The sequence below is a fragment of the Adhaeribacter pallidiroseus genome, assembly GCF_003340495.1.
GTDB classification, from domain to species: Bacteria; Bacteroidota; Bacteroidia; order Cytophagales; family Hymenobacteraceae; genus Adhaeribacter; species Adhaeribacter pallidiroseus.
The window spans coordinates 746,455-761,038 of the sequence record NZ_QASA01000001.1; the positions used below are offsets into that span (position 1 = coordinate 746,455).

The window sequence follows — 14,584 nt, forward strand, 5'->3', positions numbered from 1 at the left end:
TGTGGCTTAATGCCACACCGGAACCTTAGAAGGCCCTCCACAGCCAAACTGATGTTGTTTATACTTAGCCACTGTTCTTAACTCGTCAAAGTAATAAGAACAAGTTGTTAGTAACATTCCGGAACCTGGCGCAAGTGTTCAGCGCAGCGTCACCTGGGCCTTTCAGACAAGAGTCGGTTTCCTAACTGACGGGTTCCTAGCATTGTTATTTCAAATGACTAATCTGATTACATCTCTTTTCAACCGGGTCTTTTCTGCTCAAGGCAGCAAGTTAGATACCACCTGAGCCTGGTGGCTTGAAAAGGCTCCAACCAACCAACAGAATAAATGCTATCTAAAGCCGTAATTATTTACTTACTACCAATCATCTTCATCATCTAAACCCATAAGCTGGTTATACGCTTGCTGCAACTCCGAGAAAGCGTGCCGGTTGCCTTGTTGTTGGCTGATGAGCAGGCCTTTTTGGTAAATTTGCCCGGCTTGGGCTTTTTCCCCAAACACTTCGTATAACTTACCGGTATGGTAATAAGTGGCCACGTAGTCTGGGTGGTCATTTAAAAGGATTTGGTAATATTCCAGGGCTTTTTTCGGATCTATTTTTAAATACTCGGTAGCTATGGCATAGATGGTAAATGCGTCGGTGGGATCTTCGCGGTAAAACTCGAAAAGTTGGTCTAATCTGGTACGGTTACTTTCCATTCTGGCTTATTTTTATAACTTTGCGCAAATTTAATTTTTCTACGTAAACAAATCGCCGATGAAGATTTTAGTTTGTATAAGTAACGTTCCCGATACCACTACTAAAATTTCTTTCTCATCTGATAATAAAGAACTTAACACTGCCGGCGTACAATTCGTAATAAATCCTTACGATGAATATGCCCTTACCCGGGCCATTGAACTGAAAGAAAGTTTAGGTGGTTCGGTTACGGTATTAAACGTAGGTTTAGCCGATACGGAAGCCAATATCCGGAAAGCTTTGGCCATTGGCGCTGATGATGCCATCCGGGTAAACGTAAAGCCAACGGATTCTTTTTTGGTGGCGCAGCAAATTGCGGCAATTGCCAAGCAAGAGGCGTATGATTTAGTTTTGATGGGGAAGGAGTCGGTAGATTATAATGGTTTTCAGGTGCACGGCATGGTAGCCGAATTGCTGGGCTGGCCCGCCATTGTACCGGCCATTAAGCTGGACGTGGCCGGTACTACCGCTACGTTAGAACGCGAGATAGAAGGCGGAAAAGAAATAGTGCAAGTAGCTTTACCCGTGGTAGTGAGTTGCCAGCAACCCATGAGCGAGCCCCGGATTCCGAACATGCGCGGCATTATGACGGCCCGGACCAAGCCTTTAAAGGTGGTGGAACCCGTAAGCAGCGAAGCTAAAACTAAAACGGAAGCTTATGCGTTGCCGGAAAAGAAATCAGGCGTAAAGTTAATTGATCCGGCCAATGCCGGCGAATTAATCTCGTTGTTAAGAAACGAAGCAAAAGTAATTTAGATATGTCGGTTTTAGTATTTATAGAATGTGCGGATGGTAAGGTAAAAAAATCTTCGCTGGAAGCGGCCTTTTACGGAAATCAAGTTGCTACCCAATTGGGTACTTCGGCAGTGGGCGTGGCAATAGGAGAGGTGGCCGCCGACGAATTAAAAAATTTAGGGCAATACGGCATTACCAAAGTTTTACACGACACCGAAGCCCGCCTGAAAGATTACGTGAGCCAAGCCTACGTAAAAGTAGTAGCCGCCGCGGCCGAAAAAGAAAGTGCTTCGGTTATCGTTTTATCGAACACCAATATTGGCACCGGTATAGGAGCCCGTTTGGCGGCCCGCTTGCAAGCCAGTTATGCTACCAACGTAGTGGCCTTGCCCGAAATTTCCGGAGAAACTTTAAAAGTTAAAAAAACGGTTTTCTCCGGTAAAGCTTTCGCGGACGAGGTGCTCACGGCAGCCACCAAAATAATCGCGCTTAAAAAGAATGCGATAGAGGTAGCACCCACCGGCTCTGCCGAGGCCGGGGTAGAACCATTTACCACTCCGCTTACTGATGCCGACTTTAGCGGAACGCCCCAGGAAACCATCCGGGCGACCGGCGATGTATTGCTCACCGAAGCTGATATTGTGGTTTCCGGCGGGCGCGGTTTACGAGGACCGGAAAACTGGCATTTGATTGAAGATTTAGCTAAAGCTTTAGGCGCGGCCACTGCTTGTTCTAAGCCCGTAGCCGATGTGGAATGGCGTCCGCACCACGAGCACGTGGGGCAAACCGGTATTACGATCAGCCCTAATTTATACATTGCCGTGGGCATTTCGGGGGCTATTCAGCACTTAGCTGGGGTAAACTCTTCTAAAGTAATTGTCGTTATCAATAAAGATCCGGAAGCGCCATTCTTTAAGGCCGCTGATTACGGGATTGTAGGAGATGTTTTTGAAGTAGTGCCCAAATTGATAGAAGCAGCAAAAGCTCTGGAAAAATAATCAGCAGAATACATTACACGAGACGATAAACTGTGAAAAAAATTCAGTTAGAAATATTAGGCTTATCATCCAGCCAGTCCCAATCCGGATCCTTTGCTTTAGTCTTAGGAGAAAAAGACGGAAACCGCCGTTTGCCGATAATTATCGGCATGTTCGAGGCGCAGTCCATTGCCATACAAATCGAGAAAATTAACCCGAACCGGCCCTTAACGCACGATTTATTTAAATCTTTTGCGCAACAGGTCCGGATAATTGTAAAAGAAGTGTTAATCTCGGATTTAAAAGAAGGCGTTTTTTATTCAAAAATAATTTGCTCCGATGGCCTTCGGGAGTTTGAACTGGATTCCCGTCCGTCGGATGCTATTGCCATTGGTTTACGGTTTGGGGTAAATATTTATACCGTAGAAAGTGTTTTATCCGAAGCCGGTATTATTTTGAGCGACCTGGAAGAAGAAGAGGAGGAAGAAGACAGCGATGCCCCCACCACCAGCAAAGCCGAGCCGGTGTACGAAAGCAAAGAAAACATTAAAGAAATGAGCGTAGAGGAGCTAAACAAGATATTAATTGAAGCCCTGGATAAAGAAGACTACGAGCGGGCCGCTAAAATCCGGGATGAATTAAATAAAAGAGGTTGAAAATTTTAAAAATAAAGAGAAAGCCTCTCCAACTTCTAAAGTTGGAGAGGCTTTCTCTTTATTTTTAATAAACCGATTGCCGAGCTACCTAAATACTTTGAATATCACCGAGTTCTTCGTCTACTTTTTTAGCGGCCCGCATTAAGGTACTGGCAAAAATAAACTCGTTTAGCTCTTTAATTTTGGTATTCATGATGTCATCCTTGGTGCCTTCCCATACTTTATTGCCTTTGTACATGTAAATAATATGGTCGCCAATTTCCATCACCGAGTTCATGTCGTGGGTTACTACCACCGTGGTAATATCAAATTCCTTGGTAATTTCATAAATCAGCTCATCAATTTTAATAGACGTAAGCGGGTCCAGGCCGGAGTTAGGTTCGTCGCAGAAGAGGTATTTGGCATTGGGTGCAATGGCCCGGGCAATGCCCACCCTTTTTTTCATCCCGCCGCTTATTTCGGAAGGCATTTTTTTGCCGGCATTCTCCAGTCCTACGCGTTTTAAACAAAAATTAACGCGGTCGCGGCGTTCTTCGCGGGTCATAGAGCTTTGCATGCGCAGCGGAAATTCTACGTTTTCTTCTACGGTCATAGAATCGAACAAGGCCCCGCCCTGGAACAGCATGCCAATTTTACGGCGAATTTCCTGGCGCAAATCTAGTTTGTTGTTGGTAAATACTTTGCCGTCGTAGGTAATACTGCCAATATCGGGTTTAATTAAGCCCACAATACATTGCAGCAAAACGCTTTTACCGGTACCACTGGCGCCAAGTAATAAGCTGGTTTTACCCGATTCAAAAACGCCGTTAATGCCGTTTAGCACTTTTGCGCCGTTAAAAGATTTATGAATGTTATGTACTTCAATCATGTTTTTTAGTCCATAGTCTACGGTCCACAGACCATAGATTAATTTGTTAAATTGTTTAATATTTAAAAAAACGGATAGTCTACCATTATCAACCGGCAACTTTCCAACTTTTAAACTTTCTAACTTTTCAACTGGTAACCAGCCCCCTGCAACCTAAAGCAGCAGTTGAGCCAACACAAAATCGGCAATTAAAACGGCAATAATACTTTTGGTAACCGCATTGGTACTGGAAGCACCTACTTCTAAGGCACCACCCTTGGTAGAGAAACCTTCAAACGAAGAAATAGCCGCAATAAGAAAAGCAAATACCACCGATTTAATTAATGAAAATACAATGTTGTACGGTACAAACTCGTCCCGGATACCCTCGATGTATTCCTGGGCAGTTAAAGCACCCGCTAAAGTACCGGCAATGTAACCACCCCCAATAGATAAACTCATGGCCACAATTACCAGCATTGGAAACATAAAAAGAGAGGCAATAATTTTAGGTAAAACCAAATAAGAGGCCGAATTAATGCCCATTACTTCCAAAGCATCTACCTGGTCAGTAATTTTCATAGTTCCTAGTCCGCCGGCTATGTTAGACCCAACCTTACCCGCTAATACAATAGAGGTAATAGTGGGAGCCAGTTCCAGAATGGTCATTTCCCGTACCATAAAACCTATTGTAGAACGCGGAATTAACGCGTTAGTAAGATTATAGGCAATTTGCACGCAGGTTACGGCACCAATAAAAGTAGAAACAATCGCTACAATAAAAATGGAATTGATCCCGATCAGAATAGCTTCATCAATGGTGCGGTTAAACAAAATCCGAAAGGATTCGCCGCGGGAAAACAGACTTCCTATAAAAATTAAAAAGTTACCGAAGGTTCTCATATAAAGGTTTTAAGTACAAGCAGCGGGCTAAAACTGCCAAAGCAGATTACAATTGACTATATTACGAGGAAATTAATAAAACTATCGTAAACCTATGCAAAAATATATATTGGTTACGGGCGGCACGAAGGGTATTGGTCGGGCAATTATCGAACGGTTTGCCGTCGAAGGCTTTCATATCATCACTTGTTCGCGCCAGGAAGGTGAACTGCGCAAATTAAAACTGGATATCCAGCAAAAATATACATTCAGTAAAGTTTTTTACCGGGCTGCCGATCTGAGTGATTCTTTAGCTTTGCAAAGTTTTTTAGATTACGTACATTCTTTAAAAGTAAAGATTGATGTACTGGTCAATAACACCGGTATTTTTTTGCCCGGTAAAATTCACGAAGAGCCGGACACTGTTTTAAAGCACATGATAGAAACCAACCTGTACAGTGCCTATTTTGTTACTAAATCTTTCGTGGGCGATATGATTAAACGGCGCAGTGGGCATATTTTTAACATGTGTTCTACGGCCAGCATTACGCCGTATACTAACGGCGGCTCGTATTGTATTTCAAAATTTGCCTTGTACGGCATGACGAAAGTTTTACGCGAAGAACTCAAAGAACACAACGTTAAAGTAACGGCCGTTTTACCCGGCGCCACTTTAACGGCCAGTTGGGAAGGCGTAGATTTGCCCGCTTCCCGGTTTATTCGGGCCGATGATGTGGCTAATGCTATTTTTGCCACCTATCAATTATCAGATTCGGCGGTAGTAGAAGAACTGCTGATCCGCCCGCAGTTAGGAGATATTGAATCGTAACCAGTTAGCTTAGGTAAAATACTAGTGATAAGTTGTTGAACTAATTTAAAATGTTAAGTCTCTGGAGTTAATAATAGCGGGTTAATAAAGTTAAATCTAAGGTGCATAGCAATTTAAAAAATTTTAAAAATCGGTACATAGGCCTATCCGTAATTATATTTTTTAAAGGTTTTCATCGTTTACATACGGGTTAAATTATTTAAAAATCGCTTTAGATGTTATATAGAGCTGTTTTTAAATCTAGATAAGAAAGATCTTACTTAAAATTTTAAATAGATCATACATTTACAGGGCAAACCAGGAAAATAAGATATGTCGGTTGAGGTTAAAGGTTTAACAAAATTGTTTGGCATACAAAAGGCTGTGGATGATATTTCGTTTGCGGTGCAACCCGGCCAGGTGCTGGGCTTTTTAGGACCAAACGGCGCCGGCAAATCCACCACCATGAAAATTGCCACCTGCTACTTACCACCCAGTGCCGGTACCATTACTATAAACGGGTACGATGTGCAGGAAGCCCCAATCGAAGTGCGCCGCAATGTAGGCTATCTACCGGAACATAACCCCTTGTACCTGGACATGTACGTAACCGAGTATTTAACTTTTATCGGGCAACTGTACGGCCTTAAAAGTAAAAATTTAAAAAAACGGGTAGAAGAAATGGTCGCGCTGTGTGGATTAACCATCGAACGCCGGAAGAAAATCGGGTCATTATCGAAAGGTTACCGGCAACGGGTTGGGTTGGCGCAAGCATTAATTCACAACCCGCAAGTACTAATCCTGGATGAACCAACTACCGGCCTGGATCCGAATCAGTTAAGCGAGATCAGAAGATTGATTAAACAGATCGGACAGGAGAAAACCGTTTTATTTTCCACCCACATCATGCAGGAAGTTTCGGCCATTTGCGACCGGGTGGTTATTATCAACAAAGGTAAAATTGTAGCCGATAGCGATGTTGCATCTTTAAACACCTTAGGCCAGCAGGAAATCAGCACTTTAGTGGAATTTGAAAGCCCCATTGAGGAAAGTTTATTGCGGGGAATACCGGGGGTGCAAGCGATTCACCTGGTAAAAGCCTATACCTACCGTATTATTTCGCAAAAAAACTCTGACATCCGGTCGGCGGTTTTTAGTTTAGCGGCTACCCATCATTGGAGTTTAGTCGGTTTGCGCCAGGAAGAACATTCTCTGGAAAAAATATTTCAATCGTTAACTAAATAAATGATGAATTAAAAATTAAAAATGACGATGCGTAATTGGGTGCCCAAATTCAGCTATGATAAGATTTTTATAAAAAGATATCTGAAGCTGTTTGTGAAGACACAAACGTCGGCAATGCTCACTTTTGTGCAAATCCGGTAGGGTTTAAGGAATCATTTCTAATTTCTAATTCATAGTTTTTAATTAAAAAGAAAGCATGTTCGCCATTCTGCGGAAAGAAATAAATTCCTTTTTAAATTCCATGATCGCCTACATTGTTATCGGGGTTTTCCTGCTGACCACGGGCTTGTTTACCTGGGTATTTCCGGAGAGCAGTGTGCTGGATTACGGTTATGCCGATTTGCTGACGTTATTTAATATTGCCCCCTGGCTGTTTCTTTTTTTAATTCCGGCTATTACCATGCGTACCTTTGCCGAAGAAAAGAAATCCGGCACCATCGAGTTGCTGCTCACCAAACCTATCACGGACCTAGAGTTAATTACCGGTAAATTTTTAGCTTGTTTGAGTTTGGTCATCCTGGCTTTATTGCCTACGTTAATTTACTATTACTCGGTGTATACCCTGGGCAATCCGGTAGGTAATCTTGATTCGGCAGCAGTAGCAGGTTCGTATTTGGGCATGGTGTTTCTGGCTGGTATTTTTACCGCTATTGGTATTTTTGCCTCGGCCCTCACCGAAAATCAAATTGTGGCTTTTATCATTGCGGTGTTTTTCTGTTTCTTGTTGTACTCTGGTTTCGATTCGCTGGCCGCCATTGATGTGTGGGGAACGACCTCGTACCTGATCAGTCAGTTAGGCGTTTCTTTTCATTACAGTGCCCTGAGCAAAGGCTTAATTGATTCCCGGGATGTGTTGTATTTTGCGAGTGTAGCGGCTTTGTTTTTACTGGCTACCAAATTAGTGATGGAGAGCAGAAAATGGTAGACAACAATAAGGCTGCCGCTACTAGTAGCCGGAAGCAAAAAGATGTTACCCAGTTTTTAATTCTTATTGGCGCAGTAGTTTTACTAAACATTGTATCGGCTTTTTACTTTTTCCGGCTTGATTTAACCCAGGACAAGCGGTATACCATGGCCCCGGCCACCCGCCAGCTGCTGGAAGAATTGCCGCAGCCTGTACACGTAGATGTATACCTGGAAGGCGAGTTTCCGGCCGGATTTAAACGCTTACAAGGCGCTGTGCGCGAAACGCTGGAAGAGTTCCGGATTTATTCTTCTAATTTCTCTTATTCCTTTATCGATCCCAGCGCCGGTACCGATTTAAAAAAAAGAAATCAACTGTATACCAATCTGGCTTTAAAGGGCATTCAGCCTACCAATTTATTTGCCACCGAAGGCGATAAAAAAGTAGAGAAACTAATATTTCCGGGAGCTATTTTTTCGGCTAACGGCAAAGAAGAGCCGGTAATGTTGCTGAAAGGCAATCAGGCTGCTTCGCCCGACCAGCGTTTAAACCAGTCCATCGAAGGCTTGGAGTTTGAAATGGCTTCGGCCATACGCAAATTAGCCACCACCAACCGCAAGCGCATTGGCATCGTCGAAGGCCACGGCGAACTAAATAATCTGGAAGCGGCCGATTTTATAACATCTTTGCAAAAGTATTACGATGTGTACCGGGTTGATATCAATAAAGTGCCTAACCTGCAAAGTTTAAGTGCCTTGGTAATTGCCAAACCCACCCGGCCCTACAGCGAAATTGAAAAATTTAAAATTGACCAGTATTTGATGCAGGGCGGTAACGCGATCTTCTTTCTGGATGCGGTTAAAGCCGAGATGGATAGCATTCCGGCCCAGGGTTACCTTGCTTTCCCGTACAACTTAAACTTGGACGATATGCTTTTTAAGTACGGCGTACGGGTAAATGCCAACTTGGTGCAGGATATTAATTCCGGCCAAATACCCATTGTTACGGGTATGTTCGGTAATAAGCCGCAAACGCAGCTTCTGAACTGGCGGTATTTCCCGTTGATTAACACGTTTAGCCAACACCCAATTACCCGAAACCTGGATGCTGTGTACGGTAAATTTATGAGCACCCTGGATAGCGTGCGGGTTAAAGCCATCCGGAAAACGCCCTTAATGTATACTTCTCGTTACACCAAAATTCTGGCTCCCCCGGTTTCCATTAGTTTAAACGAAGCCCGGGTAAACATTAAGCCGAGTTTATACAACAAAGGTCCGCAAGCAGTGGGTTATTTACTCGAAGGTAATTTTACGTCTTTATATACCAATCGGCCTTTGCCTACTGGTTTACCGGCCAGTACGCCACGCGCAATAACTACGGGCAAACCAGCTAAAATTATTATTTTTTCGGATGGTGATATTATCCAAAACGAAGTAAACCGCAAAACCAGCCAGCCTTTTGAGTTAGGTTACGACCGGTTTATGCGCACGCGTTTTGCCAATAAAGATTTAGTGATGAACGCCATGGAATACCTGCTGGATAACAGTGGTTTGATTAACGTGCGGGCCAAGCAGATTACTTTGCGACCGCTGGATAAAATCCGGATAAAAGAGGAGCGTAGCCGCTGGCAAAGCATTAACCTGGCTGGTCCTTTGGTTTTATTAATTCTTTTTGGTTTAGGTAAGTATTACTTCCGCCAACGGAAATACGCTGCATAATCTGGTTGTACGCCTGGTAAGTCAATCAAAATTTAAAAAATTGGGCGATATTGACTAGCTAATTGACTAAAAGTTTTTCTGTTACGGCTGATCTTTGGAGCCAGGAACCGGCTCCAAAGATCAGCCGTAACGAAGGCTATTTCCTCTTGATGAAAGCCGCTATGTAAAACAGTACCCAGCCTACGCGACCTGAAAAAACTCCCAAGAACTACGCCCACTTTTAACCAACAAAGGTTATTTTTAAGCCTGAAAAACATATCCACACTTTGTAAAAGATTTCCACAATCCAGGTTTTGGGGTAGGAAAAACTCTAATTATTTCTAACTTTGTTACATCACATCAGACTAGAAGGAATGAAATTTATTGTATCGTCTTCCGCTTTATTAAAGCAACTGCAAAGCATTAACGGGGTAGTAGCCAACAACCCGGTAGTTCCTATTCTGGAAAATTTCTTGTTCGAAATTCACGACGGTACTTTAACGATTACCGCCTCTGATCTGGAAACCTCCATGATTACGGAGTTAACGGTAGAAGCCAAGGAGAACGGCCGGATTGCCGCACCCGCCCGCATTTTACTCGAGACCCTGAAGAATTTACCGGACCAGCCGGTTACCTTCACGCTCGACGAGGAGACTTACACCATTGAATTAAGCTCCGCGAATGGCCGCTATAAATTATCCGGCGAAAATGCCACTGATTTCCCGAAAGTGCCGGTAGTAAAAAGTCAGAACTCCATCGAAATTCCTTCAAATGTACTGGCCCGGGCCATTAACAAAACCATATTTGCGGTAAGCACCGACGAGCTTCGTCCGGCCATGACCGGTATTTTCGTGCAGCTTTCCGCCAGCAACATTACCTTTGTAGCCACCGATGGGCACCGGTTATTACGCTATCGCCGCAACGACGTAGCGCCTGGCGATACGGCCTCTATTATTATTCCGCGCAAAGCTTTTACTTTATTAAAATCTACTTTGCCCAGTGAACCTACTTCGGTGCGGGTAGAGTTTAACAATTCCAACGCCTTTTTTAGTTTTGAGAATATCCGGTTAGTGTGTCGCTTAATTGATGAGCGTTATCCGGATTACGAAAACGTTATTCCGGCTAAAAACCCGAACAAACTCAGCATTGATCGTTATGATTTACTCAGCTCGGTGCGCCGGATTTCTATTTACTCCAACAAAACGACGCACCAGGTACGCTTAAAACTAGCCGGCAGTGAATTGCAAATCTCCGCCGAAGATTTAGACTTCTCGAACGAAGCCAACGAGCGTTTAAGCTGCCAATACGAAGGCGAAGACATGGAAATTGGTTTTAACGCCAAATTTTTGTTAGAAATGTTGAATAACATTGATTCGGATGAAGTAAATCTAGAGCTTTCTACACCTAACCGGGCCGGTTTGTTAATGCCTACCAACAACGACGATAACGAAAATATTTTAATGCTGGTAATGCCGGTTATGTTAAATAATTATGTGTAGTAATAAGCTATCAATTACTTGGTAAAAATAAAAAATTTAAAAAAAACAAAAAAAGGAGGTTAATAGCCTCCTTTTTTGTTTCTAGACACCGTGCCCTTTAAAGCAATAATTTACTAATCCCGTTTCTATTCCGCCCTTGATACTGTACCTTTGCCGGAATATTTTAGTAAAAAGAGAATTAATAACGAAAAAAATGAAAAAATCAGAAATATATTTTAGCATTGCCCTGGATGACCAGCACGTTCCGGAAGCGATTTCGTGGCGCGCAACCGATGCTGGCGATACGATTCATTTTGCCAAAGCCATTAATATTGCCTTATGGGACCGCAACGAGGCCGGCACCATGAAGATTGATTTATGGACCAAAGATATGCCCGTAAACGAAATGAAATACTTTTGCATTGATACCATTGGTTCTATGGCTGAGAGTTTACACCGGGCTACCAACGATACCGTAATGGTGCAAAAAATGAAGCAACTCTGCGAAGAATTAATGAAACACGTAGAAGAAGAAGAGAAAAAATAAAACTAAAAAGGCCTTGCTCCTGCAAGGCCTTTTTAGTTTTTAGATAAAATATATTTACCGGTTAACGGTTGGTCTTAAAACCTGGCCGGCGTTAGCGCTCTTTTGCGAAGTACTTTTGGCATCCGTAGATTTTACCAAGCCAATGTTCTTCGCAAAATCTTTATCGTACTTATAAAATTCCGAACGATTGCCGTAATACTTGCTATATTGATCAACGCTTAAAAAACTTTCCAGTTCCTTATCTCGCTCCCGGCAAACACCTTGGCAATTTTTTTCTACTAAGTCCGGATTGTTGGCAAATTTTTGCTCAATCGCCATCATCTTACTTACTTTTTCCTGGTTTATTTCCCGCAGTCGTTTCGCCTGAAAATTATTCAATCGTAAATCCTGAATCATTTGGTTCGAAAGCCGATTGGCTCTTTGCTTTGCTAGTTCCGGTTTATCTTTGTTTTGAGCAAAACTCATGATAGAAAAACAGACCAAATAAGCTACTATTAATATCTTTTTCATAGCTGAAAATCTTAATCGTTACCAGATATCAATCAACAAACCTTTCTTGCCGAAAAGTTCTTCTTTCTTTGATAACGAAAAATTAAGCCGGATGTTGAATTAAGAATTAAAAGAACTTTACTTATGGCATAACTAAGTAAAGGGACAAATTAAAAGATACATTCCAATATTGAAAATACAAGGTTAAATAACTGATATTTAAATTATTACGTTTTATTTTGTCTTGATACTTGTGTCTTACTACTTGTGTCCATTTACTTAGTTTGGCTTATAGGTAAAAATTTAAAAAATATAAGCTTCGTTGTGCTTAGAGTTAGCGAAGTGCTCTAAGCACTTGTGGTGCGGCCAATCTCCGATTGGCGTTTACCAGAATACCTGCTTTCGCCAATAAGAGATGGGCTATCCGAAAATGAGAAGCGATCGCTAGCGCGAACGCTACCCATAGCCTCATTCTTTGGTAATTAATCGACAAAAAGGTAGTTATTACTGCTTGGTATAAAAATGCAAAAAGCTGGCACCTACGAAAAATGCCTCTTCGTCCGCTAGCAAGAAGAGGCATTCAGGCATTAAAAATTTTTAAAATTACCGGTTACAACCTAAAACTGATTCTTCCACATCATTGATTCTACCGGCAGCTCGGTGCGGGTATTATATTTAGCGTTTGATTTTTTATTATATAGATTTTCAATGTCGCCTTTTACTTCAAAATAAATTAACTGACCGATCGGCATGCCGGCGTACACCCGTACGGGTTGCGTAACAGATATTTCTAAAGTCCAGGTATTGCAGAAACCAACGTCGCCTTTACCGGCGGTAGCATGAATATCAATACCCAATCGGCCTACGCTGGATTTTCCTTCTAAAAACGGTACGTGCGCGTGCGACTCGGTATATTCATGGGTTACGCCTAAATACAAAGTAGCAGGTTGTAGCACAAAGCCGGTTTCGGGAATTTCAAAATGCAGGATTTCGTTGTGCTTGCGGGCATCAATAATAGCGTCTTTATAGGTGGCCAGGTGCTTGCCTAAATGAACATCGTAAGAGTTGGTACCGAGACAGCTACGATCGTATGGTTGAATTAAAATATTGCCTTTAACTATTTCGGCCAGAATTTCTTTATCGGTTAAGATCATGGTGCTTGCAATTCAAGCTTAAAAATAAGCATTATTTACCGAATAGCCCTTGGTAAATTTAGGAGGGCTGGGTTTTTACTCCAACGAGACAAGCCAGCCCTGCCTTTTAAGCTAGTTGATGAATTTCGTGCAAAGCAGCTAAGTTAGCCGCAATATATTGATCGGCCAGTTTATCGGTTAAAGCAATGGATACGAACAAAGTTTCGAATTGCGAAGGAGCTAGGTAAATGCCTTGGCGCAGCATGCTGTTAAAGTACTGCCCAAACAAAGCTAAATCCGATTGTTTCGCCGAATCAAAATCGGTAACGGGATCAGAAGTAAAGAAAATACTGAACATAGATCCTACCTGGTTAATGGTATAATCCAGGTTCAGCTGCGTTAAGTTTTCCCGCATGCCTTCTACCATTTTACTGGTTAAGTTATCCAGATAGGGGTAAACCTCCGGGTGTTCATTCAGGTAAGTGAGCATGGCGTAGCCAGCCGCCATGGCAATCGGATTGCCCGATAAAGTACCCGCCTGGTAAACAGGTCCGGCTGGGGCTACACAGTCCATAATTTCTTTACGGCCGCCGTAGGCACCAACTGGTAACCCTCCCCCGATTATTTTACCCAGCGTTGTTAAATCCGGCATTACGTTGTATAATTCCTGCGCGCCACCTTTCGCTAACCGGAACCCCGTCATTACTTCGTCAAAAATCAAAACAATACCCTCTTGGTCGCAGAGGTCGCGTAAACCGGGCAGGAAGCCACGTACCGGCGGTACCAAGCCCATATTGCCTACCACCGGTTCCAGAATAATAGCTGCCACCTGGCCCTTATTTGCCTCCAAAGCAATCTTTACTGCTTCCAGATTGTTGTAGGGCACCGTAATGGTATCCTGGGCCACGCCTTTGGTTACGCCCGGGCTATCCGGCACGCCTAAAGTAATGGCGCCGCTGCCCGCCGAAATTAAAAAAGAATCGCCGTGCCCGTGGTAGCACCCTTCGAACTTAATAATTTTATCTTTGCCGGTATAACCGCGGGCTACCCGCACCGCCGACATAGTAGCTTCGGTACCGGAATTTACCATGCGAACCTTCTCCACGGAAGGTACCATGCTGATTATCAACTCGGCCATTTCTACTTCGCGACGGGTAGGCGCTCCAAACGAAAAAGAATTGCCAAGAGCGTCTTGTACCGCTTTCTCTACGTTTTCGCAAGCGTGACCCAGAATCATGGGACCCCAGGAGTTAATAAAATCGAGATATTGATTGTTATCTTCGTCGTAGAGGTACGGTCCTTTGGCCGAAGCCATAAAAATGGGATTGCCGCCGACGGCCCGAAAAGCCCGAACCGGCGAATTAACACCTCCCGGAATAACCCGTTGGGCGCGTTTAAATAAATCCTGACTATTCTGAATCATGCGTAGTTGCTGTTGATTGATTTT

At 43.1% G+C, this 14,584-nt stretch carries 15 protein-coding genes; 9 read left to right on the top strand and 6 right to left on the bottom strand.

Going from position 1 to position 14,584, the window contains the following annotated elements:
- Window positions 1-357: 357 nt before the first annotated feature.
- Entirely contained in the window at window positions 358-699 is a 342-nt protein-coding gene (locus AHMF7616_RS02730) for a tetratricopeptide repeat protein (RefSeq protein ID WP_115371488.1), read from the bottom strand.
- Between the two features lie 58 nt (window positions 700-757).
- On the opposite strand from AHMF7616_RS02730, the gene AHMF7616_RS02735 reads away from it, so the two are divergent.
- Genes AHMF7616_RS02735 through AHMF7616_RS02745 form a run of 3 tightly spaced genes read left to right on the top strand, consistent with a single transcriptional unit; the run spans window position 758 to window position 3,107 of the window.
- The gene (locus tag AHMF7616_RS02735) at window positions 758-1,495 is read left to right on the top strand and encodes an electron transfer flavoprotein subunit beta/FixA family protein (protein ID WP_115371489.1); all 738 of its coding nucleotides are present in this window, start codon (window positions 758-760) and stop codon (window positions 1,493-1,495) included.
- Between the two features lie 2 nt (window positions 1,496-1,497).
- Window positions 1,498-2,472 (top strand): electron transfer flavoprotein subunit alpha/FixB family protein, encoded by a 975-nt coding sequence (locus tag AHMF7616_RS02740; protein WP_115371490.1) that lies wholly within the window; start codon window positions 1,498-1,500, stop codon window positions 2,470-2,472.
- A 32-nt stretch (window positions 2,473-2,504) separates the two neighbouring features.
- Window positions 2,505-3,107 (top strand): bifunctional nuclease family protein, encoded by a 603-nt coding sequence (locus tag AHMF7616_RS02745; RefSeq protein WP_115371491.1) that lies wholly within the window; start codon window positions 2,505-2,507, stop codon window positions 3,105-3,107.
- A gap of 88 nt (window positions 3,108-3,195) precedes the next feature.
- On the opposite strand, the gene AHMF7616_RS02750 is transcribed toward AHMF7616_RS02745, so the two are convergent.
- Window positions 3,196-3,975 (bottom strand): ABC transporter ATP-binding protein, encoded by a 780-nt coding sequence (locus AHMF7616_RS02750; protein ID WP_115375429.1) that lies wholly within the window; start codon window positions 3,973-3,975, stop codon window positions 3,196-3,198.
- A gap of 153 nt (window positions 3,976-4,128) precedes the next feature.
- Window positions 4,129-4,857 carry an MlaE family ABC transporter permease gene (locus AHMF7616_RS02755; protein ID WP_115371492.1) on the bottom strand — a complete coding sequence of 243 codons (729 nt, stop codon included), beginning with the start codon at window positions 4,855-4,857 and terminating at the stop codon, window positions 4,129-4,131.
- Window positions 4,858-4,951: 94 nt separating this feature from the next.
- On the opposite strand from AHMF7616_RS02755, the gene AHMF7616_RS02760 reads away from it, so the two are divergent.
- The 6 genes from AHMF7616_RS02760 to gldC all read left to right on the top strand — a co-directional run bounded on the left by AHMF7616_RS02760 (window position 4,952) and on the right by gldC (window position 11,515).
- On the top strand, window positions 4,952-5,665 hold the full coding sequence (locus tag AHMF7616_RS02760) for an SDR family oxidoreductase (RefSeq protein WP_115371493.1): 714 nt from the start codon (window positions 4,952-4,954) through the stop codon (window positions 5,663-5,665).
- A 312-nt stretch (window positions 5,666-5,977) separates the two neighbouring features.
- The gene (gene gldA / locus AHMF7616_RS02765) at window positions 5,978-6,889 is read left to right on the top strand and encodes a gliding motility-associated ABC transporter ATP-binding subunit GldA (RefSeq protein WP_115371494.1); all 912 of its coding nucleotides are present in this window, start codon (window positions 5,978-5,980) and stop codon (window positions 6,887-6,889) included.
- Window positions 6,890-7,085: 196 nt separating this feature from the next.
- Window positions 7,086-7,814, top strand: coding sequence for a gliding motility-associated ABC transporter permease subunit GldF (gene gldF / locus AHMF7616_RS02770; protein ID WP_115371495.1), 729 nt, complete (start codon window positions 7,086-7,088; stop codon window positions 7,812-7,814).
- Entirely contained in the window at window positions 7,808-9,511 is a 1,704-nt protein-coding gene (gldG, locus tag AHMF7616_RS02775; RefSeq protein ID WP_115371496.1) for a gliding motility-associated ABC transporter substrate-binding protein GldG, read from the top strand. The genes gldF and gldG overlap by 7 nt, the downstream gene beginning before the upstream one ends.
- A 353-nt stretch (window positions 9,512-9,864) precedes the next feature.
- Entirely contained in the window at window positions 9,865-10,989 is a 1,125-nt protein-coding gene (dnaN, locus tag AHMF7616_RS02785; protein ID WP_115371498.1) for a DNA polymerase III subunit beta, read from the top strand.
- A gap of 193 nt (window positions 10,990-11,182) precedes the next feature.
- Window positions 11,183-11,515 carry a gliding motility protein GldC gene (gene gldC / locus AHMF7616_RS02790; protein ID WP_115375430.1) on the top strand — a complete coding sequence of 111 codons (333 nt, stop codon included), beginning with the start codon at window positions 11,183-11,185 and terminating at the stop codon, window positions 11,513-11,515.
- 54 nt (window positions 11,516-11,569) lie between these two features.
- On the opposite strand, the gene AHMF7616_RS02795 is transcribed toward gldC, so the two are convergent.
- From AHMF7616_RS02795 to hemL, 3 genes are all read right to left on the bottom strand, one after another.
- Window positions 11,570-12,025, bottom strand: coding sequence for a hypothetical protein (locus tag AHMF7616_RS02795; RefSeq protein WP_147275595.1), 456 nt, complete (start codon window positions 12,023-12,025; stop codon window positions 11,570-11,572).
- Window positions 12,026-12,621: 596 nt separating this feature from the next.
- Window positions 12,622-13,158 (bottom strand): dCTP deaminase, encoded by a 537-nt coding sequence (gene dcd, locus AHMF7616_RS02805; protein WP_115371501.1) that lies wholly within the window; start codon window positions 13,156-13,158, stop codon window positions 12,622-12,624.
- A 106-nt stretch (window positions 13,159-13,264) separates the two neighbouring features.
- Window positions 13,265-14,560 (bottom strand): glutamate-1-semialdehyde 2,1-aminomutase, encoded by a 1,296-nt coding sequence (hemL, locus tag AHMF7616_RS02810; protein ID WP_115371502.1) that lies wholly within the window; start codon window positions 14,558-14,560, stop codon window positions 13,265-13,267.
- Between the last annotated feature and the right edge of the window lie 24 nt (window positions 14,561-14,584).

Coding starts and splice junctions, on each gene's coding strand:
- AHMF7616_RS02760 (WP_115371493.1), top strand. CDS start 4,952: ATGCAAAAATATATATTGGTTACGGGCGGCACGAAGGGTATTGGTCGG.
- dcd (WP_115371501.1), bottom strand. CDS start 13,158: ATGATCTTAACCGATAAAGAAATTCTGGCCGAAATAGTTAAAGGCAAT.
- dnaN (WP_115371498.1), top strand. CDS start 9,865: ATGAAATTTATTGTATCGTCTTCCGCTTTATTAAAGCAACTGCAAAGC.
- AHMF7616_RS02730 (WP_115371488.1), bottom strand. CDS start 699: ATGGAAAGTAACCGTACCAGATTAGACCAACTTTTCGAGTTTTACCGC.
- gldA (WP_115371494.1), top strand. CDS start 5,978: ATGTCGGTTGAGGTTAAAGGTTTAACAAAATTGTTTGGCATACAAAAG.
- AHMF7616_RS02750 (WP_115375429.1), bottom strand. CDS start 3,975: ATGATTGAAGTACATAACATTCATAAATCTTTTAACGGCGCAAAAGTG.
- AHMF7616_RS02755 (WP_115371492.1), bottom strand. CDS start 4,857: ATGAGAACCTTCGGTAACTTTTTAATTTTTATAGGAAGTCTGTTTTCC.
- hemL (WP_115371502.1), bottom strand. CDS start 14,560: ATGATTCAGAATAGTCAGGATTTATTTAAACGCGCCCAACGGGTTATT.
- gldC (WP_115375430.1), top strand. CDS start 11,183: ATGAAAAAATCAGAAATATATTTTAGCATTGCCCTGGATGACCAGCAC.
- AHMF7616_RS02795 (WP_147275595.1), bottom strand. CDS start 12,025: ATGAAAAAGATATTAATAGTAGCTTATTTGGTCTGTTTTTCTATCATG.
- gldF (WP_115371495.1), top strand. CDS start 7,086: ATGTTCGCCATTCTGCGGAAAGAAATAAATTCCTTTTTAAATTCCATG.
- gldG (WP_115371496.1), top strand. CDS start 7,808: ATGGTAGACAACAATAAGGCTGCCGCTACTAGTAGCCGGAAGCAAAAA.
- AHMF7616_RS02740 (WP_115371490.1), top strand. CDS start 1,498: ATGTCGGTTTTAGTATTTATAGAATGTGCGGATGGTAAGGTAAAAAAA.
- AHMF7616_RS02735 (WP_115371489.1), top strand. CDS start 758: ATGAAGATTTTAGTTTGTATAAGTAACGTTCCCGATACCACTACTAAA.